Origin of the sequence: Streptomyces amritsarensis (assembly GCF_001953875.1) — a bacterium.
Classification (GTDB): domain Bacteria; phylum Actinomycetota; class Actinomycetes; order Streptomycetales; family Streptomycetaceae; genus Streptomyces; species Streptomyces amritsarensis.
Genome location: NZ_MQUR01000048.1, coordinates 26,099 through 48,189, shown reverse-complemented (window position 1 = coordinate 48,189; position 22,091 = coordinate 26,099). Strand labels below are relative to the sequence as shown.

Below are 22,091 nucleotides of genomic sequence, written 5' to 3'. Positions count from 1 at the left end.
GATCAACGTCACGGGAGGGTGCGCAATGGCCGGGGAACCGCAGGCCGACTGCCTGTTCTGCAAGATCGTCGAAGGGGCCGTCCCGGCGACGGTGGTCCGGGAGAGCGAGACCACCGTCGCCTTCCGGGACATCAACCCGCAGGCGCCCACGCACGTGCTCGTCATCCCCAAGGTGCACTACCCCGACGCCGCGTCGCTCGCGGCCGCCGAGCCGGGCGTGGCCGCCGACATACTGCGTGAGGCCGCACAGGTCGCCGCCGACGAGAAGATCGACGACCACGGCTACCGGATCGTCTTCAACACCGGCTCCGGGGCGGGACAGACCGTCTGGCACGCCCACGCGCACGTCCTGGGCGGCCGCGGCCTCCAGTGGCCGCCGGGATAGCACGTGTCCGTCAGAGAGTTCGTGGTGCTGGGCACCGCCAGCCAGGTGCCCACCCGCCACCGCAACCACAACGGCTACCTGCTGCGCTGGGACGGGGAGGGCATCCTCTTCGACCCGGGCGAGGGCACGCAGCGGCAGATGCTGCGCGCCGGGGTCGCCGCGCACGACATCAACCGCATCTGCATCACCCATTTCCACGGCGACCACAGCCTCGGCCTCGCCGGGGTGATCCAGCGGATCAACCTCGACCAGGTCCCGCACCCCGTCACCGCGCACTACCCGGCGTCGGGGCAGAAGTTCTTCGACCGGCTCCGGTACGCCACGGCCTACCGGGAGACCGTGCCACTCCTGGAGGAACCGGTGTCCGGGGACGGGCCGGTGGCGCAGGGGGCCTCGTACGTGCTGGAGACCCGGCGGCTCTCGCACCCCGTGGAGTCCTTCGGCTACCGGATCACCGAACCCGACGGGCGCCGGATGGTGCCCGAACTGCTCGCCCGCCACGGGATCAAGGGGCCCGACGTGGGGCGGATCCAGCGGGAGGGGAGCCTCGGCGGGGTCACGCTGGAGGAGGTCAGCGAGCCCAGGCCCGGGCAGCGCTTCGCCTTCGTCATGGACACCCGGCTCTGCACCGGCGTGGACGAGCTCGCCGAGGGCTGCGACATGCTGGTGATCGAGTCGACCTTCCTCGACGAGGACGAACGGCTCGCCACCGACCACGGGCACCTCACCGCCGGCCAGGCGGCGCGGGTGGCGCGGGACGCGGGCGTACGGCACCTCGTGCTGACGCACTTCTCGCAGCGGTACACCGACCCGACGGAGTTCGAACGCCAGGCGCGGGCCGCGGGCTTCGAGGGGGAGCTCACCGTGGCCGCGGACCTGACCAGGGTGCCACTGCCGAAGCGGGGCTGACACGGGCCGACGCCGGGCTGACGCGGGCCGACGCCGGGCTGACGCGCGCCGACGCCGGGCTGACGCGGGCAGAGGCGGGCGGCCCGGGGCGCACGTCGTCCCGGGCCCGGGCCCCGCGGGTTGCGGTGATCGGGTCGCCGGGCATGTTCCGGGTGACCTGCGTCACACTGGGTTTTGATCCCGCACCTGGTGGGGAGACCTGGCAGCTTTCACCGAGAATCGGCCCTTCGAGACCAACCGGGGAGACCACCGTGACCAGTCGGGACCTCGACAGCCGCACCGCAGCCGTGGACCCGCTCGGTCCGCTGCGCGACCCGGAGGAACCGGGCTGCGACGTCTTCCTGACCGGGACGGTCTTCCTCGACATCATCTTCACCGGCCTCGACTCGGCGCCGGTGCGCGGTACGGAGTCCTGGGCGCGCGGCATGGGCTCCAGCCCCGGCGGCGTCGCCAACATGGCCACCGCCCTGGCCCGGCTCGGCCTGCGTACCTCGCTCGCCGCCGCCTTCGGCGACGACCACTACGGCGAGTACTGCTGGGACGCCCTGGAGCAGGGCGAGGGCATCGACCTGTCCATGTCGCGGATCGTCCCCGGCTGGCACAGCCCCGTCACGGTGTCGATGGCCTACGAGGGCGAGCGCACGATGGTCTCGCACGGCCACGAGGCCCCGCCGCCGGCGGACCCCGGGCCCCTGCCGCAGTGCCCGCCCCGAGCCCGCGCAGCCGTGGCCTCCCTGGGCCCCGGCCGCGGCGAGGAGTGGATCGGCGACGCGGCCCGGCGCGGCGCCCGGGTCTTCGCGGACACGGGCTGGGACGAGAGCGGGCGGTGGGACCTGGGAGCCCTGGCCGACCTGGAGCACTGCGAGGCCTTCCTGCCGAACGCGGGCGAGGCGATGCGGTACACGCACACCGACTGTCCGCGGGCGGCCGCCCGCGCACTGGCCGAGAAGGTCCCCATCGCGGTGGTGACCATGGGCGCGGAGGGCTCGTACGCGGTCGACGGGCACACCGGTGAGACCGCGCACGTCCCGGGAATCGCCGTGGAGGCGCTGGACCCGACGGGGGCGGGCGACGTCTACGTGGCGGGCTTCGTCACCGGCACCCTGGCGGGCTGGCCGCTGGCGGACCGGCTGGCCTTCGCAGGGCTGACCGCGGCCCTGTCGGTCCAGGAGTTCGGCGGCTCCCTGTCGGCTCCCGGCTGGCCGGAGGTGGCCCACTGGTGGCGGGCGGCCCCGCACGCGCTGCGCGGCCGCTACGGCTTCCTGGACGACCTGATCCCGCAGGCCGCGACCCCGGCCGCCCGGCGCCGGGCCGTGCCGACCATCGGCTTTCGCCACTCCGCGTAGCCGGGGGACTGCGGAGCCCGTCGCAGGCCGGGGCGGGCGGTTGAAAACCCCTCGGGGAAGAAGCGGCGGCGACGTACGCTTGGTACTCCGGAGGTCGTCGATCGGCGCGGCCCCTCAGCAGGAGGTATGCGCAGGCCACAGTGCCGGCCCATGACTCAGACATCGACAGTCCACATCCCCGCGCCGGGGCAGGCGCGAGCGCACTTCACCGTACCGGCGACGCACCCGATGGTGATGGTGCTCGGCTCGGGCGACGCCCTGTTGCGCGTGATCGAGAAGGCCTTCCCGAAGGCCGACATCCATGTTCGGGGCAATCAGGTCAGCGCGATCGGCGAGGCGGCGGAAGTCGCCCTGATCCAGCGACTGTTCGACGAGATGATGCTGGTGCTCCGCACCGGGCAGCCGATGACGGAGGACGCAGTGGAACGCTCGATCGCCATGCTCAAGGCGAGCGCGAACGGCAACGGGGACGGGCCCGAGACGCCCGCCGAGGTGCTCACCCAGAACATCCTCTCCAGCCGCGGCCGCACCATCCGCCCCAAGACCCTCAACCAGAAGCGGTACGTCGACGCGATCGACAAGAACACGATCGTCTTCGGCATCGGCCCCGCCGGTACCGGAAAGACCTACCTCGCCATGGCCAAGGCGGTCCAGGCCCTCCAGTCCAAGCAGGTCAGCCGGATCATCCTGACCCGGCCCGCCGTCGAGGCGGGGGAGCGGCTCGGCTTCCTGCCGGGCACCCTCTTCGACAAGATCGACCCCTACCTGCGCCCGCTCTACGACGCGCTGCACGACATGCTCGACCCCGACTCGATCCCGCGGCTGATGGCGGCGGGCACGATCGAGGTGGCCCCCCTGGCATATATGAGGGGCAGGACCCTCAATGACGCGTTCGTGGTCCTCGACGAGGCCCAGAACACGACCACCGAGCAGATGAAGATGTTCCTGACCCGGCTCGGCTTCGACTCGAAGATCGTGATCACCGGTGACATCACCCAGATCGACCTTCCGGGCGGGGCCAAGAGCGGTCTGCGCCAGGTTCAGGAGATCCTCGACGGGGTACCCGACATCCACTTCTCCCGGCTCACGTCCGATGATGTCGTCCGGCACAAGCTGGTCGGCCGTATCGTCGACGCGTACGAGAAGTACGACGACGGCCGGCAGGCCGCCACCGGATACCAGCGGAAGTAGAACCCAGCGCACCATGTCGATCGACGTCAACAACGAGTCCGGAACCGAGGTCGACGAGCAGGCGATCCTCGACATCGCCCGCTACGCGCTCACCCGGATGCGGATCCACCCGCTCTCGGAGCTCTCCGTCATCGTCATCGACGAGGACGCGATGGAGCAGCTCCACATCCAGTGGATGGACCTGCCGGGCCCGACCGACGTCATGTCCTTCCCGATGGACGAGCTCCGTCCGCCGTCGAAGGACGACGACGAGCCCCCGCAGGGGCTCCTCGGCGACATCGTGCTCTGCCCCGAGGTCGCGAAGAAGCAGGGCGAGGAAGCCCCGACGCAGCACTCCATGGACGAGGAGCTCCAGCTCCTGACCGTCCACGGGGTGCTGCACCTGCTCGGATACGACCACGAGGAGCCGGACGAGAAGGCCGAGATGTTCGGCCTCCAGGCGGCCATCGTGGACGGATGGCGCGGTGAGCGCGGGCTGACCGGCCCGTCCCCGGCTCCCACCGTCTCGTGAGCGCCCCGCAGCTGATCACCGGCGCGGTGCTGCTGGTGGTCGTGGCCTGGTTCGCGGCGTGCGCGGAGTCCGGCATCGCCCGTATCTCGATCTTCCGCGCCGAGCAGGCCGTACGGGAGGGCAGGCGCGGCAGCGAGAAGCTCGCGCAGGTCGCCGGCGACCCCACCCGCTACCTCAACGTGGCGCTGCTGGTCCGGGTCACCTGCGAGATGGCCGCCGGAGTCCTCGTCACCTACGTCTGCCTCGACGAGTTCGGCGAGAACTGGACCGCGCTGCTCGTGGCCATCGCCGTGATGGTGCTGGTCTCCTACGTCGCCGTGGGCGTCTCCCCGCGCACGATCGGCCGCCAGCACCCGCTGAACACGGCGACGGCGGCCGCGTACGTCCTCGTACCGCTCGCCAGGATCATGGGGCCGATCCCGCAGCTGCTGATCCTCATCGGCAACGCCCTCACCCCCGGCAAGGGCTTCCGCAAGGGACCCTTCGCGTCCGAGGCGGAGCTGCGGGCGATGGTCGACCTCGCCGAGAAGGAATCGCTCATCGAGGACGACGAGCGCCGGATGGTGCACCAGGTCTTCGAACTCGGTGACACCCTCGTGCGCGAGGTCATGGTGCCGCGCACCGACCTGGTGTGCATCGAGCGCTACAAGACGGTGCGTCAGGCGACCACGCTCGCCCTGCGCTCCGGTTTCTCCCGCATCCCCGTCACCGGGGAGAACGAGGACGACATCGTCGGGATCGTCTACCTGAAGGACCTGGTCCGCAAGACGCACATCAACCGGGAAGCCGAGTCGGACCTGGTGTCGACGGCGATGCGGCCGGCCGTCTTCGTGCCGGACACCAAGAACGCGGGCGATCTGCTGCGCGAGATGCAGCAGGTGCGCAACCACGTGGCCGTCGTGATCGACGAGTACGGCGGCACGGCCGGCATCGTCACCATCGAGGACATCCTCGAGGAGATCGTCGGCGAGATCACGGACGAGTACGACCGGGAGCTCCCGCCGGTCGAGGACCTCGGCGAGGACCGCTACCGGGTCACGGCCCGCCTGGACATCACCGACCTCGGCGAGCTGTTCAAGGTCGAGGCCTTCGACGACGAGGACGTCGAGACGGTCGGCGGACTGCTGGCGAAGGCGCTGGGCCGGGTGCCGATCGCGGGTGCCTCCGCGGTGGTGGAACTGCCCGACGGACGTCCGCTGCGGCTGACGGCCGAGTCGCCGGCGGGCCGGCGGAACAAGATCGTGACGGTGCTGGTCGAACCGGTGGCCGCGGCGGAGGCCGCGGGGGAGGAGGGGGAATGACCCCGGCGCAGCTGCGGGAGTTCTGCCTAAGCTTCAACGCGGCGGTGGAGGAGTTCCCCTTCACCCCGGAGACCTCGGTGTTCAAGGTGAAGGGCAAGATGTTCGCGCTCAGCGCGCTGGACGCCGAGCCGCTGAAGGTCAACCTCAAGTGCGAGCCGGAGCTGGCGGTACGGCTGCGCGACGAGCACGAGGCGATCGCGCCGGGCTATCACATGAACAAGCGGCACTGGAACACGGTGACCGTGGGCGGGATCCCCGACGCGATGCTGCGCGAGCTCGTCGAGGACTCCTACGACCTGGTGGTGGCGGGGCTGCCGCGGGCGGAGCGCCTGAGGCTGGACCGGCCGTGAGCGGGGCCGCGGCCGGGCCGCGGCGGGGTCGTTGCACGGCCGGGCAGCGGCGCTCCCTATGCTTTCGACCATGACGGAGAGCACCGGGATCGACCCCGAGGACAGCAAGATCATCACGCTGGCGCGCAGCGCCCGGGCCCGCAACGGGGTGCCCGAGGGGGCGGCGGTGCGGGACGAGACGGGACGGACGTACGTCGCGGGCACGGTGGAGCTCGACTCCCTGAAGCTGAGCGCGCTGCAGACGGCGGTCGCGATGGCCGTGGCCAGCGGCGCGCGGTCCCTGGAGGCCGCCGCCGTCGTGAGCGCGGCCGAGGCCCCGGCCGCGTCCGACCGAGCGGCCGTCCGCGACCTCGGCGGCCCGGACACCCCGGTCCTCCTGGCCGCCCCGGACGGCACCCTTAAGTCCACCACCCCGGCCGGCCCGTAACCGCACCCCAGGCCGCGCCCCGGCCGGCCGAGCCGGATACCGCCGGCGGGGCGGGCGGCACCCTCCCATCTCCTGATGGGCCATCAGTTCCTGCCGGGTCCGGGCATTGACTTCTCCCGCCTCCCGCTCGTGAATGGCCCCCTGCGCGGGGCTCGGAGCGAGGGAACCCAGGGGGCGGGCAGTGCGAACACGGACGCGGAACCGGAGATGGTCGGCAGCCGTCGGCGTGGCCGCACTCGCGGCCACGGCCGGCGGCGCCCTGGGCGCACCCGCCGCGGCCGAGGGCGAGGTGCCCCCGGGGCAGGTGGACTTCCCCACGCAGTGCCTGGCGCCCCAGGAGGCCGGACTCCCGCCCGCCGACGGGCAGAGCACCGCCCGGATCACCGTGGACGACCCGGCCCCCCGGGTCGGCGACACCGTCACCGTGACCTACCAGGTGCTCAGGACCCCCGCCCGCAACCCGGTCGGCGGCGAACTCCCGGCCGACACCCTCACCCCGACCGGCCGGATCCTGCTCGCGGGCGCCCAGAGCGGCGAGGTCACCGTCGTCGGCGCGAAGCGCAACGACCCCGTCCCGGCCGGCGCGCCGCTGCCCGCCGTCACGATGACCGGCACCTTCACCGTCACCGCGCCCGGCGAGACCACCCTGACCCCCGGCCCCTACACCCTGCACACCCGCCACCTGCTCGACCTCGACACCGCCTGCACCGCCGCTGCGGCCGCCGCCCCCGTCTCCGCCCGCCTCGCCGCCGCCGACCTGCCCACGGCCAACCTGCGCAGCGTCTTCCTCGCCTCCGCCCACGGCAGGCCCGGAGCCCCGGTCCGGGTCACCGCCGCCGGCTTCCCCCCGGGCGCCGCCGTGACCGTCGCCGGCCGGGCGGGCGCCGCCGAGACCGCCGACCGGGTGCGCGCCACCGCCGACGGCCTGGGCGCGGCCGTGGTGGAGCTGCCGGTCACGGACCGGGCGACGACCGCGGTGGTCGCCTACGAGGGCGCGGCCTGGTCCGCGCGGCAGGGCTCCGCGCCGGCCGCGTACACGGTCGTCGACGCCGCCCCGCCGCCTCCCGGTACCCGGAAGGTCACCGCGACCGTCGAGCCGGGCGGGCTCGGCGTGACACAGGCGGGCGAGGACATCACCCTGGGCGCGGTCGCGTACGGGGACGGCGCCGCCGCCCCCGGCCGGATCGGCACGGTGACCGTCACCGACGCCCGCGGCGGACCGGCCGGCTGGTCCCTGACCGGCAAGGTCTCCGACTTCACCGGACCCGGCGGGATCCGCATCCCGGGCGCCTCCCTGACCTGGACCCCGTCGTGCGCGGCGGCCCCCGGCAGCCTGAGCCCCTGTACGCCGGGCAGCGCGGGCGTCGTCGGCCCGGAGGGGGCCCTGCTGGCCTCCGCCCCGGACGCCCCGCTGGTCGGCGGCACCTTCACGATCGACGCCGCCGTCACCCTGCACGTGCCGCCGTACACCCCGCCGGGCGCCTACACGGCGGTCCTCACGCTGACCCTGTCGTGACCGCGATCCAGGCCCGCCGGCCCCGCCGGCGCGGGGTCCGGCTCGCCGCCCTGCCGGCAACGGCCGCCGCCGCGTGGGGCCTCGTACTGCTGCCCGCCGGGACGGCGTCCGCGGACGACGGCCAGTGGTCCGTCCTGCCCGCCGCGAACGCCGTGGGCCGGCGCCCGTACTTCTACCTGGCCGCCGCGCCCGGGCAGAGCGTCGCCGACGCCGTCGCCGTCACCAACCGGAGCGACCGCCCCCGCACCTTCCGCCTCTACGCGGCCGACGCCTACAACACCGCCCGCGACGGCGGCTTCGCCCTGCGCGGGCCCGACGAGCCGCGCCGGGCCGCCGCCGCGTGGACGGCGCTCGACCGGGAGCGGGTCACCGTCCCGGCCGGGGGCACGGTCCGCGTCGGCTTCACCCTCACCGTCCCCGACCGCGCGGAACCGGGCGACCACCCCGGCGCCGTCGTAGCCCTCGAAGACCGGCCCGCAGCGCCTGCCGCGCCTGCCGCGCCCGCCGAGGCCAGGGGGGTGGCGGCGCGCCAGGCCGTCGCCGCCCGGCTGTACCTGCGGGTGACCGGCCCCACCGCGCCCGCCCTCGCCGTCCGGGACGTCACCGTGCACCGGCGCGGCGCCGCCGCGGAGATCTCGTACACGCTCCACAACACCGGCAACGTCACCCTCCGGCCCCGGGCCTCCCTCACCGCCGCCGGCGCGCTCGGCCGCCGGCTGCTCGACCGCGGGCTCACCGGGCTGCCCGCCGAACTGCTGCCGGGTCAGGAAGTGCGCCTGCGGGCCCGCTGGGACGGCCCGCCCGCCGCGGAATGGGCCCGGGTGACGGTGGCCGCGAGGTCGGACGGAACCACAGCTCAGGGCCGTGCCGCCTATGCCGCGCACCCGCCGCTCGCGGCTGTGCTCGCCGTCACCGCCCTGGTCTGGTCGGCGCTGGGAGCCGCATCGGGGAGAATGGCCCGTATGAGCGATCGTTCCCCCGAGTCCACCGCCCCGCACCGTGCGGGCTTCGCCTGCTTCGTCGGCCGTCCCAACGCCGGGAAGTCGACCCTCACCAACGCACTCGTGGGCACCAAGGTCGCGATCACCTCCAACCGGCCGCAGACCACCCGCCACACCGTCCGCGGCATCGTGCACCGCCCCGACGCGCAGCTCGTCCTCGTCGACACGCCCGGTCTGCACAAGCCGCGCACCCTCCTCGGCGAGCGCCTCAACGACGTCGTGCGCACCACCTGGGCCGAGGTCGACGTGATCGGCTTCTGCCTGCCGGCCGACCAGAAGCTCGGCCCCGGCGACAAGTTCATCGCCAAGGAGCTCGCGGGGATCAAGAAGACCCCCAAGATCGCCATCATCACCAAGACCGACCTCGTCGAGTCCAAGGCGGTGGGCGAGCAGCTCATCGCCGTCCACCGGCTCGCCGAGGAGCTGGGCTTCGAGTGGGCCGAGATCGTCCCCGTCTCGGCGGTCGGCGACAGCCAGGTCCAGCTGCTGGCCGACCTGATCGCGCCGCTGCTGCCGGAGTCCCCGCCGCTGTACCCGGAGGGCGACCTCACCGACGAGCCCGAGATGGTCATGGTCGCGGAGCTGATCCGGGAGGCGGCGCTGGAAGGCGTGCGGGACGAGCTCCCGCACTCCATCGCCGTGGTCGTCGAGGAGATGATCCCGCGCGAGAACCGTCCGGCGGACCGCCCGCTGCTCGACATCCACGCCAACGTCTACATCGAGCGGCCGAGCCAGAAGGGCATCATCATCGGCCCGAAGGGCTCCCGCCTGAAGGAGGTCGGGATGAAGTCGCGCAAGCACATCGAGGCGCTGCTCGGGACCCCCGTCTTCCTCGACCTCCACGTGAAGGTCGCCAAGGACTGGCAGCGGGACCCCAAGCAGCTGCGCAAGCTCGGCTTCTGACCGGCCGCCCGGGCATGCCCCCGGGCGGCGACTCAGGCGAGGCGGCGGACCTTGAGGGCATTGTCGGGGCGGGTCCCGGGCCGTCCCTCGGGGTCGGTCATGGGCTGGAGGTGCTCCGCCGCGGTCAGGACCTCCCAGCCGCCCTCCGGCAACTCCAGCTGCGCGAGGACCTCCTCCGGGGTGGGGAAGTGGATGTCCGCCAAGGCCTCCGGGTTCCACGACGGCCCTCCCGCGTGGCCCACCACGAGGAGGGTCCCGCCCGGTGCCACCGCGGCGGCGGCCCGGCGCAGGATCCGCTCGCGCGGGAAGTCGCCGTAGCTGTGCAGGAAGCACGCCGAGACGAGCTCGAACTCCCCCTCGGGGAACGACCGCGAGAAGTCGTGCTGCTGCCACTCGACGAGCTCGCCGACCCCGGCCTCGGCGGCGTGCTCGGCCGCCCGGCCGAGGGCCACCTTCGAGATGTCGGCGGCGGTGACCCGCCAGCCGCGGCGGGCCAGCCAGACGGTGTCGGCGCCCTCCCCGCAGCCGAGGTCGAGGGCCCGGCCGGGGGCGAGGTCCTCGGCCTCGCGGACCAGGAGGGCGTTCGGCCTGCCGCTCCAGATGCGCGTGCTCTCGCTGTAGCGCCCGTCCCAGAACTCCGCGCCGCCGGCTACGGGGCCGGCCTCGTCCGCGTGGGCGTTCTCGTGCGCGGGGTCGTGCGTGTGCGTGTGCTCGTGCTTCGGCATGGGAGCCTCTTCCGCTCGGGGTCTTCGTGGCCCCGATGCTGTGCCCGACCCGGCCCCCTCGGCAAACAACGTTGCCGACCTGGCAAAGGGCGGTGCGGCCGGGTCACCGGGGCGCCGACCGGCCCCAGTCCGGTCCCAGCAGGTGCGAGGGGTCCGTCAGGCCCCTCTAGCGCCATTCCCGGAAGGTCAGCGGGGGCGCGCCGCCCGGGTGGTCGAAGGACAGCGGCACGATCCGGTCGCAGGTGGCGCGGCCGTCCCACCACACCGTGTCGGCCAGCGGCCCGGTGATCACCAGCAGGGTGCGGAAGCCGCAGCCGTTCTCCCGCAGCACGACGGCGCCCGCCGTCTTGCGGTCCTCCCGCTCCTCGCCCTCGTCGTCCCAGCGCGCCCAGGCCTCGGCATAGGCCAGGTCGTCGGCGAAGTCCGCCGACTGCGGCTGCCGGGCCCACTGCTCGACGTCCTCGGCCGCGTAGGAGTCGGGATGGGGGAACGGCACGGGCAGCAGGTCGCGCCGGGTCTCGTGGTTCGCGTCCCACCAAAGCCCTCCGGCCCGCGCCGGAGCCGGCGCACTTGGCCGCCTCCGGCGCTCTCCTCCCGCAGGTACGTGCGGTAGCCGGGCGGGAAGCGGACCCCCAGCTCACGCTCGGCCTCGGCCACTTCGGCCTCGGACAGCGGGGGCGCCGACCCGGGGGGTGTGGCCGAACCCGCCCGCCGGCCGGTGCGGCGGCGCCACGGCAGCCGGAGCCGGCCGGTCACGCGCCGGGCTCCGGCGGCTCCGCGATCAGGGCGGTGCCCACCCGGCGGAAGCCGGCGCGGCCGTAGATCCGGGCCACGTCCTCGTCGCCCGCCGAGAGGAAGACCGTGCGGGCGCCGCGCGCGCGGGCCTGCGCGACGAGGGCCGCGGTGACCCCGAGGGCCAGGCCCTGGCGGCGGGCGGACGGGAGGGTGCCGACGCCCACGACCTCGGCGACGTCACCGACCGGGTTGAACATCCCCGAGCACAGCACCACGCCGTCGCGGACGGCCGCGGCCATCCCCGAGGTGCCCGCCGCGAGCTTCGCCGAGACGCTCGCCCGGCGGGTCTCCACCGACGGGTCGGCCAGCGCGGCCGCCAGCTCCTTCGGCCCGGCCTCGCCCACCGCCGTCCCCGGGTCCGCGAAGGCCAGCGCCGGCACCGTCAGAGCGGCCGCCAGCAGGGGGTCCTCGGCGTCGAGCGGCCGTACCTCCGGATGCGGGGGCAGTTCCTCGGCGGCCTCCAGCACCATCAGCGGGTGCGCGTGGACGTGCAGCCCGGCCGCCTCCGCGGCGCCGCGCAGCGCGGGGCTGGTCTCGGCGACCCACTCGAAGGCCTCGGGCACGCCGAGCTCGCGCTGGCGGGCGAGCACCCGCGCCACGTCCGCGGCGCTCGCGTCGGCGCCGCCGAGCGCGGGCCGCGCGTAGTACGGCCAGCCCGCGCCCTCCTGGACGAACAGGGTCAGCGGGCCGAAGTCCTCGGCCCTGGCGCCACCCACGCGCGGCACCGTGTCGTAGTACCGCTCCAGTTCGGACAGCGTCGAATCGATCATGGGATTGGTCATCCGGCCATCCAAGCAAAGGGCCGGGTGCTCAGGCACCTTCTTTCAGGACGCGGGAGATCAGCGCCCGCTGGGCCTCCGACAGGCGCGGCTCGGCGCAGGAGACCGTCCGCCCGTCGACCGTGATCCGGTACGAGAAGCCGTCCCGTACCCGGTCCGCCGGGTCGCCCGGCGAACCGGGCCGCAGCGCGAGCTGGGCCAGGGCCCGCCACTCGTCCTCGTCCGGCAGGCCCGAGGTGTCCACCTCGGCCCGTCGCTCGATGCCCGCGAAGCCGCCCGTCCGCACCACCAGAATCCGCATGCGAGTGCTCTACCCCGTGAACGGGACGCCTACGGCCGACCACGCCTTCTGCAGCGCCTGGTGCTCCGCCCCGCCGTCCCCGTAGCGGGTGGCGGCGGCCGCGGTGGAGAGCCGGGCGAAGTCCGCGAAGTCGGCCTTCGGGGTGAGGTCCCCGCCGGTCAGGGTGTCGTACCAGATCTGTCCGGCCCGCTCCCAGGCCTTGCCGCCGAGCTCGGTCGCCGCGATGTAGAAGGCGTGGTTGGGGATGCCGGAGTTGATGTGGACACCGCCGTTGTCGCTGTGGGTGTTCACGTAGTCGTCCATGGTGGCCGGCTGCGGGTCCTTGCCGAGCTCGTCGTCGTCGTACGCGGTGCCGGGCGCCTTCATCGAGCGCAGGGCGACCCCGGTCACGTTGGGGCCGAGGAGTCCGGCCCCGATCAGCCAGTCGGCCTGGTCGGCGGTCTGCTCCAGGGAGTGCTGCTTGATCAGCGAGCCGAAGACGTCCGACATCGACTCGTTCAGTGCGCCCGACTGGCCGCGGTAGCGCAGGTTCGCCGTGTACTGGGTGACGCCGTGGGTCAGCTCGTGCCCGATGACGTCCACCGACACGGTGAAGTCGAGGAAGAGGTCGCCGTCGCCGTCGCCGAACACCATCTGCCGGCCGTCCCAGAAGGCGTTGTTGTAGTCCTCGCCGTAGTGGACGGTGGCATCCAGCGGGAGCCCGGAATCGTCGATCGAGCGGCGCCCGAAGCCCTTCAGGAACAGTTCGTAAGTCGCCCCGAGGCCCGCGTAGGCGCGGTTGACGCTGGCGTCCCCGCTCGGCGGGTCGCCCTCTTCGCGGACCTTCGTCCCCGGCAGCTGCGTACGGTGCTGGGCATCGAAGATCGTCCGCTGCGGGTCGTCGCCCGCCGGTGCGGCGAGCGCGGGCACGATCCCGCGCACGGCGGTGACCCGGCGCCGGGTGCGCAGCAGGGAGTCGCGTTCGAGGGTGCGCTGGGCGAGGTCGGCGCGGCGGGCGTCCCCGGACAGGGCGGCCTTGTCGAGGAGGTGCGGCGGCACGACCGTGCAGAAGACGGGGTGGCGGTGGGTGTGGGAGGCATCCATGCCCGGCAATGTGGCACCGAGTCACTTCGGTGTCACTAGCTGCAACCATGATTCATTCGGTTGTGTCACCTTCCCTCTGCGCAGAAACGTCCCTGGTGTCATCGCACGGCGGGATCGCGGGGCCTTCGGGGGATCGCCCCGACCCGGACGGCGGAAACGAGGTGTAGCTCACATTTGGTGCAAATCGGACGCGCGGGTCTTGCATACTGAAACAGGTCCTCGCGTTACGGCGCGGCTCGGCTAGGCTCGGCCCATCATGCGTTTCGGGCTGCTTCTCCTTAGCTGCCGCGGCGAGGGTCTGTAGTCGTAGGCCGGCCCCCTCCCCGCGGAGTTTGGTGTTGCGGTTTTCACTACCGCCGTCGGCCGTCCCAGCGAACTACCGCGGACACGCGAGGAGCCCAACGCCATGAGCCAGCAGCCTTTTGTCGGTCGCCCCACGCCCATCACGAACGCGACCCACACCCAGAAGCCCTCCGGGATGCCGATCCACAAGTACGGCCGGTACGAGCAGGTGGACATCCCGGACCGCACCTGGCCCGATGCCCGCGTCACCAAGGCCCCCCGCTGGCTGTCCACCGACCTGCGCGACGGCAACCAGTCGCTGATCGACCCCATGACCCCCGCCCGCAAGCGCGAGATGTTCGACCTGCTGGTGCGCATGGGCTACAAGGAGATCGAGGTCGGGTTCCCGTCCTCCGGCGAGACCGACTTCGCCTTCGTGCGCTCCATCATCGAAGAGGGCGCGATCCCGGACGACGTCACCATCTCCGTACTGACCCAGGCCCGCGAGGACCTGATCGAGCGGACCGTCGAGTCCCTGGTCGGCGCCAAGCGCGCCACCGTGCACCTGTACAACGCCACCGCGCCGACCTTCCGCCGGGTCGTCTTCCGCGGCTCCAAGGAGCAGATCAAGCAGATCGCCGTCGACGGCACCCGCCTGGTCATGGAGTACGCCGAGAAGCTGCTGGGCCCGGAGACCACCTTCGGCTACCAGTACAGCCCGGAGATCTTCACCGACACCGAGCTGGACTTCGCCCTGGAGGTCTGCGAGGCCGTCTGCGACGTCTGGCAGCCGTCCGAGGGCCGCGAGATCATCCTGAACCTGCCCGCCACCGTGGAGCGTTCGACGCCGTCCACCCACGCGGACCGCTTCGAGTGGATGGCCCGCAACCTGACCCGCCGCGAGCACATCTGCATCTCCGTGCACCCGCACAACGACCGCGGCACCGCCGTCGCCGCCGCCGAGCTGGCCCTGATGGCCGGCGCCGACCGCATCGAGGGCTGCCTGTTCGGGCAGGGCGAGCGCACCGGCAACGTCGACCTGATCACGCTGGGCATGAACCTGTTCTCCCAGGGCATCGACCCGCAGATCGACTTCTCGCAGATCGACGAGATCCGCCGCACCAGTGAGTACTGCAACCAGATGGAGGTCCACCCGCGCCACCCCTACGCGGGCGACCTGGTCTACACCGCCTTCTCCGGCTCCCACCAGGACGCCATCAAGAAGGGCTTCGACGCCATGGAGGCCGACGCGGCCGCCCGGGGCAAGACCGTCGACGACATCGAGTGGGCGGTCCCGTACCTGCCCATCGACCCCAAGGACGTCGGCCGCTCCTACGAGGCGGTCATCCGGGTCAACTCGCAGTCCGGCAAGGGCGGCATCGCGTACGTCCTGAAGAACGACCACAAGCTGGACCTGCCGCGCCGCATGCAGATCGAGTTCTCGCGGATCATCCAGGCCAAGACCGACGCCGAGGGCGGCGAGGTCACGCCCAAGGCGATCTGGGACGTCTTCTCCGACGAGTACCTGCCGAACCCGGAGAACCCGTGGGGACGCATCCAGCTGCGCTCCGGTTCGACGGCCACCGACAAGGACGGCACGGACACGCTGACCGTCGAGGCGGTCGTGGACGGCGTGGAGACGGTCCTGAACGGCACCGGCAACGGCCCGATCTCGGCGTTCTTCGACGCGCTGGCCGGCATCGGCGTCGACGCCCGCCTGCTGGACTACACCGAGCACACCATGAGCGAGGGCGCGTCCGCCGTGGCCGCCTCCTACATCGAGTGCGCGATCGACGGCCGGGTCCTGTGGGGCATCGGCATCGACGCCAACACCACCCGCGCCTCCCTGAAGGCGGTCATCTCCGCCGTCAACCGAGCGGGCCGCTGACCCCTCGCACGTGAACCCCGCTCCTCCTTCCGGCAGGGGCGGGGTTCCGTCGTACCCGGCCGCCGCGCCCCGGGCACCGGGCTTGGGGCCCGGGGCACCCCGCTCCGGCCGCGGGGGCGTCAGCGGGCCAGGCAGCCGCCGTCCACCGCAAGGACCATCCCCCCGTCACGGACGACGCCGCGCCCGAGGCGAGGAAGGCGACGACCCGGGCCACCTCCTCCGGCTCGCCGAGCCGGCTCATCGCGTCCGCCCCCGTGACCTCCGCCAGGTACTCCCGCCGGCTGGCCGCCCGTACGCCGCCTGGCGGGCCTGCCCGGCCACACCCGAGATCGAGAACACGCTGCGCGGTCAACGCCTCGATGGCGTACTCGCGTACATCCGAAAGAGGGAGCACCCCGGCGCCGGCCACGGCGACGTCGAGGCGCCCGTAGGCCTCCACCGCGGCGGCGACCATCGCCCGGTTGCCGTCCGGATCGCAGACGTCACCGCCCACCACGGTGACCGAGCGGCCGTCGGCGGCCAGATCCGTACGCAGCGCCTCGACCCCGGGGCCGTTGATATCGGCCGCGGCCACCCGGGCTCCGGAGCGGGCGAGCACCACGGCGGTGGCCCGGCCGATCCCGTTGGCGGCCCCGGCACCAGACACGACTTCTCCTTCATGCGGCAGACCCTGAGCGGAACCGGGGACGCAGATCGGCCAAGTCCCGCGCGCGGGACATGTTGTCTTGTCGCACGACTGACGCATCCTCACCGATGTGGCTAACATCACGCCCACCCGGCGATGCTGCCGGACGACCACGGAGGTGCGACGTGCTGCCAGTTCGGGGTGGGGACGGCCGGAAGCTGACGGTCTGGGGCATCCGTACCACCTGGAGCACCGTGGGGGACGGGGAGTTCTTCTGCCCCGACTGCGGTGGGGACCGCAACTACCGCAGGCGCACGGGCCGCCGCCGGTTCACCGTCCTCGGGGTGCCGCTGCTGCCGCGCGGCCAGGCGGGACCCGTCGTCGAGTGCCAGGGCTGCCGCGAGCGGTTCGGCACCGACGTCCTCGACCACCTCACCACCACCCGGTTCACCGCGCTCCTGCGGGACGCCGTGCACACCGTGGCGCTGGCGGTGCTCACGGCGGGCGGGACGGCCTCGCGCAGCGCGCTGGAGGCCGCCGTGTGCGCCGTACGGGCCGCCGGCTTCCAGGACTGCACCGAGGAGCAGCTGGAGTCCCTCGTGGAGGCGCTGTCCTCGGACGAGGGCCGGCTCGGGCTGTACGACATCCCCGAGTGCTGCGGGGCGGCGCTGTCGATAGAGCTCCACGAGGCCCTGGAGCCGCTGGCCCCGCACCTGGCCGGACCGGGCCGCGCATCGATCCTGCTCCAGGGCGCCAGGATCGCCCTCGCGGACGGCCCGTACATCCCGGCCGAGCGCGAGGTGCTCGCGACCGTCGGAGCGGCGCTGCGGATCGGCGCGGACGAGGTGGCGCGGCTGCTGTCGGCGGTGCGCGCGCCCTGAGGAGAGCCCGCGCGGCCCCGCAACCGTCCGGAAGACCTCGGTCCGACGTAACGATCCGGCCTCGCGAAGGCTGAAATCTCGCCTGGTGAACACTTTGTGAACAGCGGAGTCCGTGACTCCGGGCCCGTTCGGGCCGCCCGGGAGGGTGGCGGAACGGGCCCTTCTTCTTTGCGTCACCGAAGGGGAGCAAAGCGCGTCGTGGCAGCTCACGGCTGGTGTGCTTCGCACTCGCGTGGGCGGAACGCCACCCACCGGAAGGCCCGGCTCATACCTCTGCGGCGGATCCTTCACCACTGGAGAAATCTACAGATCTGAGGCTCCGGGCGGTCAACAGTTTGTAGAAGTCGACGATACCTGTGAGGCCTCCCACAGGCGTTCAATTCCGGTCACACGCCGAGAAGCCGCCGCCCCGCACAGCGGGACTTCGACCCACGTGAACGTACTGAAAACCCTGGCGAACCAACGGGTTAACGACCCACTTCGCCCAGGGATAACCAGATCTCCTCTCACTTACCTACCTTGAAGGGCAAGGCTGAGATGGCACGTGTCGCCGCCCGGCTTTCCGGCGAAGGAAAGCAGAGCACGCACCCGGTCGACGAGGTGCTCCCCGTCCCCAAGCTCGCGCTGTACGGCTTCCAGCACGTACTAGCCTTCTACGCCGGCGCGGTGATCGTCCCGATCATCGTGGGCAGCGCGCTCAAGCTGAGCCCTGAACAGCTGGTCTACCTGATCAACGCGGACCTCTTCACCTGCGGTATCGCGTCGATCATCCAGGCCTGGGGCATCGGCCGGATCGGCGCGCGACTGCCGCTGATCCAGGGCGTGACCTTCACCGCCGTGTCCCCGATGATCGCCATCGGCCTCGGCGCGGGCGGCGGAACGGCCGCCCTGCTGGTCATCTACGGCGCGGTCATCACCGCCGGTATCGCCACCTTCGCCTTCGCCTGGCTGCCCGCCAAGGCGTTCCGGGCGGTGATGCGGCTCTTCCCGCCCGTCGTCACCGGCACGGTGATCACCGTCCTGGGCATCGTCCTGATCCCGGTCGGCCTCAACGACGCGGCCGGCGGCCTCGGCAGCCCCGACTTCGGCGAGCCGAAGAACTTCGCCTACGCAGGCGGCACGATGCTCTTCATCCTGATCCTGATGAAGCTCGGCAGGCCCTTCCTGTCCAGCATCGCGATCCTCCTCGGCCTGGTCGTCGGCACCGGCGTCGCCTTCCTCCTCGGCGACGCGCAGTTCGCCGACGTGGGCAAGTCCGACTGGATCGGCGTCACCACCCCCTTCTACTTCGGCGTCCCGAAGTTCGAGTGGTTCCCGATCGTCCTGATGCTCATCGTCATGCTGATCACCATGGTCGAGACGACCGGTGACACCTACGCCGTCGGCGACATCGTCGGCAAGGAGGTCGACAGCGAGACCGTGGCCCGCGCCCTGCGCGCCGACGGCGCCGCCACCGCCCTCGGCGGCGTCCTCAACTCCTTCCCGTACGTCGCCTTCGCCGAGAACGTCGGCCTCGTGCGGATGACGAAGGTGAAGAGCCGGTTCGTGGTCGTCGCCGCGGGCGTCTTCATGATCATCCTCGGTCTGCTGCCCAAGGCCGCCGCGATCGTCGCCGCCGTCCCGCACGGAGTCCTCGGCGGCGCCGCCACCGTGATGTTCGCCATGGTCGCGCTGGCCGGCATCCAGACCCTGGGCAAGGTGGACCTCAAGGAGGAGAAGAACGCCCTGATCGTCGGCGTCTCCCTCGCCTTCGCCCTGCTCCCGGCGACCGTCCCGGTCTTCTTCACCAAGCACATGGACGCGGACCTGTCCTCGCTGCTCAACAGCGGTGTCACCCTCGGTGCCACGGCTGCGATCGTGCTCAACCTCATCTTCAACGGCCTGGCGAAGGACAACGCCCACGACGCCCCGGCGGCAGGCGCCCAGGCCCTCGCCGAGGCCGAGGTCGACACGGCTCCCGGCGTCGGCGCCCCGGCCGCCGAGACGCCCGCGGCGGTGCCGGCCCAGGCCGCCGCCCCGGCCGCCCCCGCCTCCGCAGCCGAGAAGGCGGACGACGCCGACCCCACGCCGTCCCCGTCCGCTCCCTGATCCTCCCAAGGGGCACCGACCCCTCGCCCGGACCTCGGTCCTGGCGAGGGGTCATCGCTGTCCCGCGGCCGTTCCCGTCCGCCAAACCGCCACGGCGCCGCCGGCTTCTTGAGATCCTTGTGCCGTCCGCCCACCGGCGCCGGTTGTCGCGCGCCCGTGCGGGACAATGGGCGCATGAGTCTGTTCCGCGACGACGGCATCGTGCTGCGCACCCAGAAGCTGGGTGAGGCGGACCGCATCATCACGCTGCTGACCCGCGGCCACGGCAGGGTGCGGGCCGTCGCCCGCGGGGTGCGGCGCACGAAGTCCAAGTTCGGCGCCGGGCTGGAACCCTTCTCCCATGCCGACGTCCAGTTCTTCGCCCGGGGCAGCGAACTGATCGGCCGCAGCCTCCCGCTCTGCACCCAGTCCGAGATCATCGCCCCGTACGGCAGCGGCATCGTCACCGACTACGCCCGCTACACCGCCGGCACCGCGATGCTGGAGACCGCCGAGCGGTTCACCGAGAACGAGGGCGAGCCCTCCGTGCAGCAGTACCTGCTGCTGGTGGGAGCCCTGCGCACGCTCTCGCGCGGCGAACACGAACCGAACCTCATCCTGGACGCCTTCCTGCTGCGCTCGCTCGCCGTCAACGGCTACGCGCCCAGCTTCGAGGACTGCGCGAAGTGCGGGATCCACGGCCCCAACCGGCACTTCTCCGTCGCCGCGGGCGGGGTCATATGCGGGGACTGCCGGGTGCCCGGCAGCGTCGTACCCTCGTCGGAGGCCATCGCCCTGCTCAGCGCCCTGCTGACGGGCGACTGGGGGCATGCCGACGCGTGTGAGGCGCGTCACGTGCGGGAGGGCAGCGGGCTGGTCTCCGCCTATTTGCACTGGCATCTGGAGCGCGGGCTACGCTCCCTGCGATACGTCGAGAAATAGGAGCTGGGCACATGGCACGACGCGGGATTCTGGGACGCTCTCGCCGGGAGTACAAGGTTCCCGAGCCGCACCCCTCCGGCGCGGTCCCGCCGAAGATCCCCGGCGAGCTGGTCCCGAACCACGTCGCGGTCGTCATGGACGGCAACGGCCGCTGGGCCAAGGAGCGCGGTCTGCCGCGCACCGAGGGGCACAAGGTCGGCGAGGGCGTCGTGCTCGACGTGCTCAAGGGCTGCCTGGAGATGGGCGTCAAGAACCTCTCCCTGTACGCCTTCTCGACGGAGAACTGGAAGCGCTCGCCCGACGAGGTCCGCTTCCTGATGAACTTCAACCGCGACGTCATCCGCCGCCGCCGCGACGAGATGAACGAGCTGGGCATCCGCATCCGCTGGGTCGGCCGCATGCCGAAGATGTGGAAGTCGGTCGTCCAGGAGCTCCAGGTCGCGCAGGAGCAGACCGTCGACAACGACGCCATGACCCTGTACTTCTGCGTGAACTACGGCGGCCGTGCGGAGATCGCCGACGCGGCGCAGGCCATCGCGCGCGACGTGGCCGCGGGCAAGCTCGACCCCTCGAAGGTCAACGAGAAGACCTTCGCCAAGTACATCTACTACCCCGACATGCCGGACGTGGACCTGTTCCTGCGCCCGAGCGGCGAGCAGCGCACCTCCAACTACCTGCTCTGGCAGAGCGCGTACGCCGAGATGGTCTTCCAGGACGTGCTGTGGCCGGACTTCGACCGCCGCAACCTCTGGGCGGCGTGCCTGGAGTACGCCCAGCGCGACCGCCGCTTCGGCGGCGCGGTCCCCAACCAGCCGGACGCCACCGCCTGACGGGGGCGCGTGACCGCCGGATTCCACCCTGCCGGTAGGGTCCGCTGTCATGAACACGGATGGGGATCATGCACAGCGGACCGCGCAGGCCGCCTTCGTCTACGAGCTGACGCTCGCCGACCTTCAGGGCGTCGTCCGGGTGCGTGCCCGGCGGACGGGAGCCGGGCGTGTGGAGACGCTCCTGCTTCCCCTGGCGACCATTGCTCCCGTGGTGGTGTTCTCGCTGTTCCGCGGGCTGCTGCCGGTCGCCGTCGTGACCGGCGCGGTGCTGGGGCTCGGTGCCGGAGTCCTCGGAGTCGTACGGAGCCGGCGCGGCATGGCGCGTCGGCTTCACGCGGTGTGGGCTGCGTACGGGCAGTGCCGAACGGTGGTCGACGACCGGGGCGCCGCGACGACGGGCGAGACCATGTCGTACACGGCCGACTGGAAGCTCTTCACGCACTACGCCGAGACGCCGGACCTCTTCGTCCTGGTCGGGGGCCCGCGTGCGAGCTGCCTCGCGGCGGTGCCGAAGCGGGGAGCCGAGGAGCCCGCCGACGTCGACCGACTGCGGGCGATCCTGGACGCGCACCTGAGGCGGCTCTAGGCACCCCTGGGCCCGGCTCCGGCCGGGCCGGTCAGCCCGCGGAGGCGCAGTCGGCGCAGGTGCCGAAGATCTCCACCGTGTGGGCGACGTTCACGTAGCCGTGCTCGGCGGCGATGGACTCCGCCCACTTCTCCACGGCCGGGCCCTCCACCTCGACGGCCTTGCCGCACTTGCGGCAGACCAGGTGGTGGTGGTGATCGCCGGTGGAGCAGCGGCGGTAGACGGACTCGCCGTCGCTGGTGCGCAGGACGTCCACCTCGCCCGCGTCCGCCAGGGACTGCAGGGTGCGGTAGACGGTGGTCAGGCCGACGGAGTCGCCACGGTGCTTGAGCATGTCGTGGAGTTCCTGGGCGCTGCGGAACTCGTCCACCTCGTCCAGTGCCGCCGCCACTGCGGCCCGCTGGCGGGTGGATCGTCCTCGTACTGGCGCGGTACTCATCTCGCCAGGCGCAGTCGCCACCGGTTCC

General features: G+C 72.4%; 23 protein-coding genes. 16 read left to right on the top strand and 7 right to left on the bottom strand.

The genetic code is table 11. The features are described 5' to 3' along the window. Positions 1-25: 25 nt before the first annotated feature. The 10 genes from AVW11_RS20460 (at position 26) to era (ending at position 9,840) form a co-directional block, all read left to right on the top strand. Positions 26-385: a histidine triad nucleotide-binding protein gene (locus tag AVW11_RS20460; RefSeq protein ID WP_030840903.1), complete on the top strand. Its 360-nt coding sequence runs from the start codon at positions 26-28 to the stop codon at positions 383-385. Between the two features lie 3 nt (positions 386-388). Then, positions 389-1,294, top strand: coding sequence for a ribonuclease Z (locus tag AVW11_RS20455; RefSeq protein WP_030840906.1), 906 nt, complete (start codon positions 389-391; stop codon positions 1,292-1,294). A gap of 251 nt (positions 1,295-1,545) precedes the next feature. Further along, positions 1,546-2,640, top strand: a complete 1,095-nt coding sequence (locus AVW11_RS20450; RefSeq protein ID WP_030840909.1) for a carbohydrate kinase family protein — start codon at positions 1,546-1,548, stop codon at positions 2,638-2,640. 150 nt (positions 2,641-2,790) lie between these two features. Further along, positions 2,791-3,831, top strand: coding sequence for a PhoH family protein (locus AVW11_RS20445; RefSeq protein WP_076045173.1), 1,041 nt, complete (start codon positions 2,791-2,793; stop codon positions 3,829-3,831). A 13-nt stretch (positions 3,832-3,844) separates the two neighbouring features. Continuing rightward, on the top strand, positions 3,845-4,342 hold the full coding sequence (gene ybeY, locus AVW11_RS20440; protein WP_030840915.1) for an rRNA maturation RNase YbeY: 498 nt from the start codon (positions 3,845-3,847) through the stop codon (positions 4,340-4,342). Continuing rightward, the gene (locus AVW11_RS20435; protein WP_030840918.1) at positions 4,339-5,643 is read left to right on the top strand and encodes a hemolysin family protein; all 1,305 of its coding nucleotides are present in this window, start codon (positions 4,339-4,341) and stop codon (positions 5,641-5,643) included. Before ybeY ends, AVW11_RS20435 begins: the two co-directional genes overlap by 4 nt. Next, positions 5,640-5,993: an MmcQ/YjbR family DNA-binding protein gene (locus tag AVW11_RS20430; RefSeq protein ID WP_076045171.1), complete on the top strand. Its 354-nt coding sequence runs from the start codon at positions 5,640-5,642 to the stop codon at positions 5,991-5,993. Before AVW11_RS20435 ends, AVW11_RS20430 begins: the two co-directional genes overlap by 4 nt. A 70-nt stretch (positions 5,994-6,063) precedes the next feature. Next, entirely contained in the window at positions 6,064-6,420 is a 357-nt protein-coding gene (locus AVW11_RS20425; RefSeq protein WP_030840926.1) for a cytidine deaminase, read from the top strand. A 226-nt stretch (positions 6,421-6,646) separates the two neighbouring features. Beyond that, positions 6,647-7,936 carry a WxL domain-containing protein gene (locus tag AVW11_RS20420; RefSeq protein WP_240528219.1) on the top strand — a complete coding sequence of 430 codons (1,290 nt, stop codon included), beginning with the start codon at positions 6,647-6,649 and terminating at the stop codon, positions 7,934-7,936. Between the two features lie 953 nt (positions 7,937-8,889). Then, on the top strand, positions 8,890-9,840 hold the full coding sequence (gene era, locus AVW11_RS38510) for a GTPase Era (RefSeq protein ID WP_030840933.1): 951 nt from the start codon (positions 8,890-8,892) through the stop codon (positions 9,838-9,840). A 32-nt stretch (positions 9,841-9,872) separates the two neighbouring features. On the opposite strand, the gene AVW11_RS20405 is transcribed toward era, so the two are convergent. The 5 genes from AVW11_RS20405 to AVW11_RS20385 all read right to left on the bottom strand — a co-directional run bounded on the left by AVW11_RS20405 (position 9,873) and on the right by AVW11_RS20385 (position 13,523). Then, positions 9,873-10,565 (bottom strand): class I SAM-dependent methyltransferase, encoded by a 693-nt coding sequence (locus AVW11_RS20405; protein ID WP_076045167.1) that lies wholly within the window; start codon positions 10,563-10,565, stop codon positions 9,873-9,875. A 166-nt stretch (positions 10,566-10,731) separates the two neighbouring features. Then, positions 10,732-11,061: a hypothetical protein gene (locus AVW11_RS20400; protein ID WP_076045165.1), complete on the bottom strand. Its 330-nt coding sequence runs from the start codon at positions 11,059-11,061 to the stop codon at positions 10,732-10,734. A 256-nt stretch (positions 11,062-11,317) separates the two neighbouring features. Further along, positions 11,318-12,142 (bottom strand): GNAT family N-acetyltransferase, encoded by an 825-nt coding sequence (locus tag AVW11_RS20395; protein WP_076045163.1) that lies wholly within the window; start codon positions 12,140-12,142, stop codon positions 11,318-11,320. A gap of 28 nt (positions 12,143-12,170) precedes the next feature. After that, positions 12,171-12,440: a protealysin inhibitor emfourin gene (locus AVW11_RS20390; protein ID WP_076045161.1), complete on the bottom strand. Its 270-nt coding sequence runs from the start codon at positions 12,438-12,440 to the stop codon at positions 12,171-12,173. Between the two features lie 9 nt (positions 12,441-12,449). Continuing rightward, positions 12,450-13,523: a M4 family metallopeptidase gene (locus tag AVW11_RS20385; RefSeq protein ID WP_060178065.1), complete on the bottom strand. Its 1,074-nt coding sequence runs from the start codon at positions 13,521-13,523 to the stop codon at positions 12,450-12,452. 406 nt (positions 13,524-13,929) lie between these two features. On the opposite strand from AVW11_RS20385, the gene leuA reads away from it, so the two are divergent. After that, on the top strand, positions 13,930-15,693 hold the full coding sequence (leuA, locus tag AVW11_RS20380) for a 2-isopropylmalate synthase (protein ID WP_060178066.1): 1,764 nt from the start codon (positions 13,930-13,932) through the stop codon (positions 15,691-15,693). Here the strand turns inward: leuA and AVW11_RS20375 are convergent. Continuing rightward, positions 15,674-16,339 carry an SDR family NAD(P)-dependent oxidoreductase gene (locus AVW11_RS20375; protein ID WP_076045159.1) on the bottom strand — a complete coding sequence of 222 codons (666 nt, stop codon included), beginning with the start codon at positions 16,337-16,339 and terminating at the stop codon, positions 15,674-15,676. The genes leuA and AVW11_RS20375 overlap by 20 nt on opposite strands. A gap of 164 nt (positions 16,340-16,503) precedes the next feature. Here AVW11_RS20375 and AVW11_RS20370 point away from each other — a divergent pair, with 164 nt between their 5' ends. The 5 genes from AVW11_RS20370 to AVW11_RS20350 all read left to right on the top strand — a co-directional run bounded on the left by AVW11_RS20370 (position 16,504) and on the right by AVW11_RS20350 (position 21,624). Beyond that, positions 16,504-17,199 carry a TerB family tellurite resistance protein gene (locus AVW11_RS20370; RefSeq protein WP_030840955.1) on the top strand — a complete coding sequence of 232 codons (696 nt, stop codon included), beginning with the start codon at positions 16,504-16,506 and terminating at the stop codon, positions 17,197-17,199. Positions 17,200-17,736: 537 nt separating this feature from the next. Further along, positions 17,737-19,287 carry a nucleobase:cation symporter-2 family protein gene (locus AVW11_RS20365; RefSeq protein ID WP_076045157.1) on the top strand — a complete coding sequence of 517 codons (1,551 nt, stop codon included), beginning with the start codon at positions 17,737-17,739 and terminating at the stop codon, positions 19,285-19,287. A 174-nt stretch (positions 19,288-19,461) separates the two neighbouring features. Then, positions 19,462-20,208, top strand: coding sequence for a DNA repair protein RecO (gene recO, locus AVW11_RS20360; RefSeq protein ID WP_060178069.1), 747 nt, complete (start codon positions 19,462-19,464; stop codon positions 20,206-20,208). A gap of 11 nt (positions 20,209-20,219) precedes the next feature. Beyond that, a complete protein-coding gene (locus AVW11_RS20355) occupies positions 20,220-21,038 on the top strand; it encodes an isoprenyl transferase (protein ID WP_030840962.1) in 819 nt (272 codons plus the stop codon). A gap of 49 nt (positions 21,039-21,087) precedes the next feature. Continuing rightward, a complete protein-coding gene (locus AVW11_RS20350; RefSeq protein WP_076045155.1) occupies positions 21,088-21,624 on the top strand; it encodes a YcxB family protein in 537 nt (178 codons plus the stop codon). Between the two features lie 31 nt (positions 21,625-21,655). Here the strand turns inward: AVW11_RS20350 and AVW11_RS20345 are convergent, their stop codons facing one another. Then, the gene (locus AVW11_RS20345) at positions 21,656-22,063 is read right to left on the bottom strand and encodes a Fur family transcriptional regulator (protein ID WP_030840969.1); all 408 of its coding nucleotides are present in this window, start codon (positions 22,061-22,063) and stop codon (positions 21,656-21,658) included. Positions 22,064-22,091 lie beyond the last annotated feature (28 nt).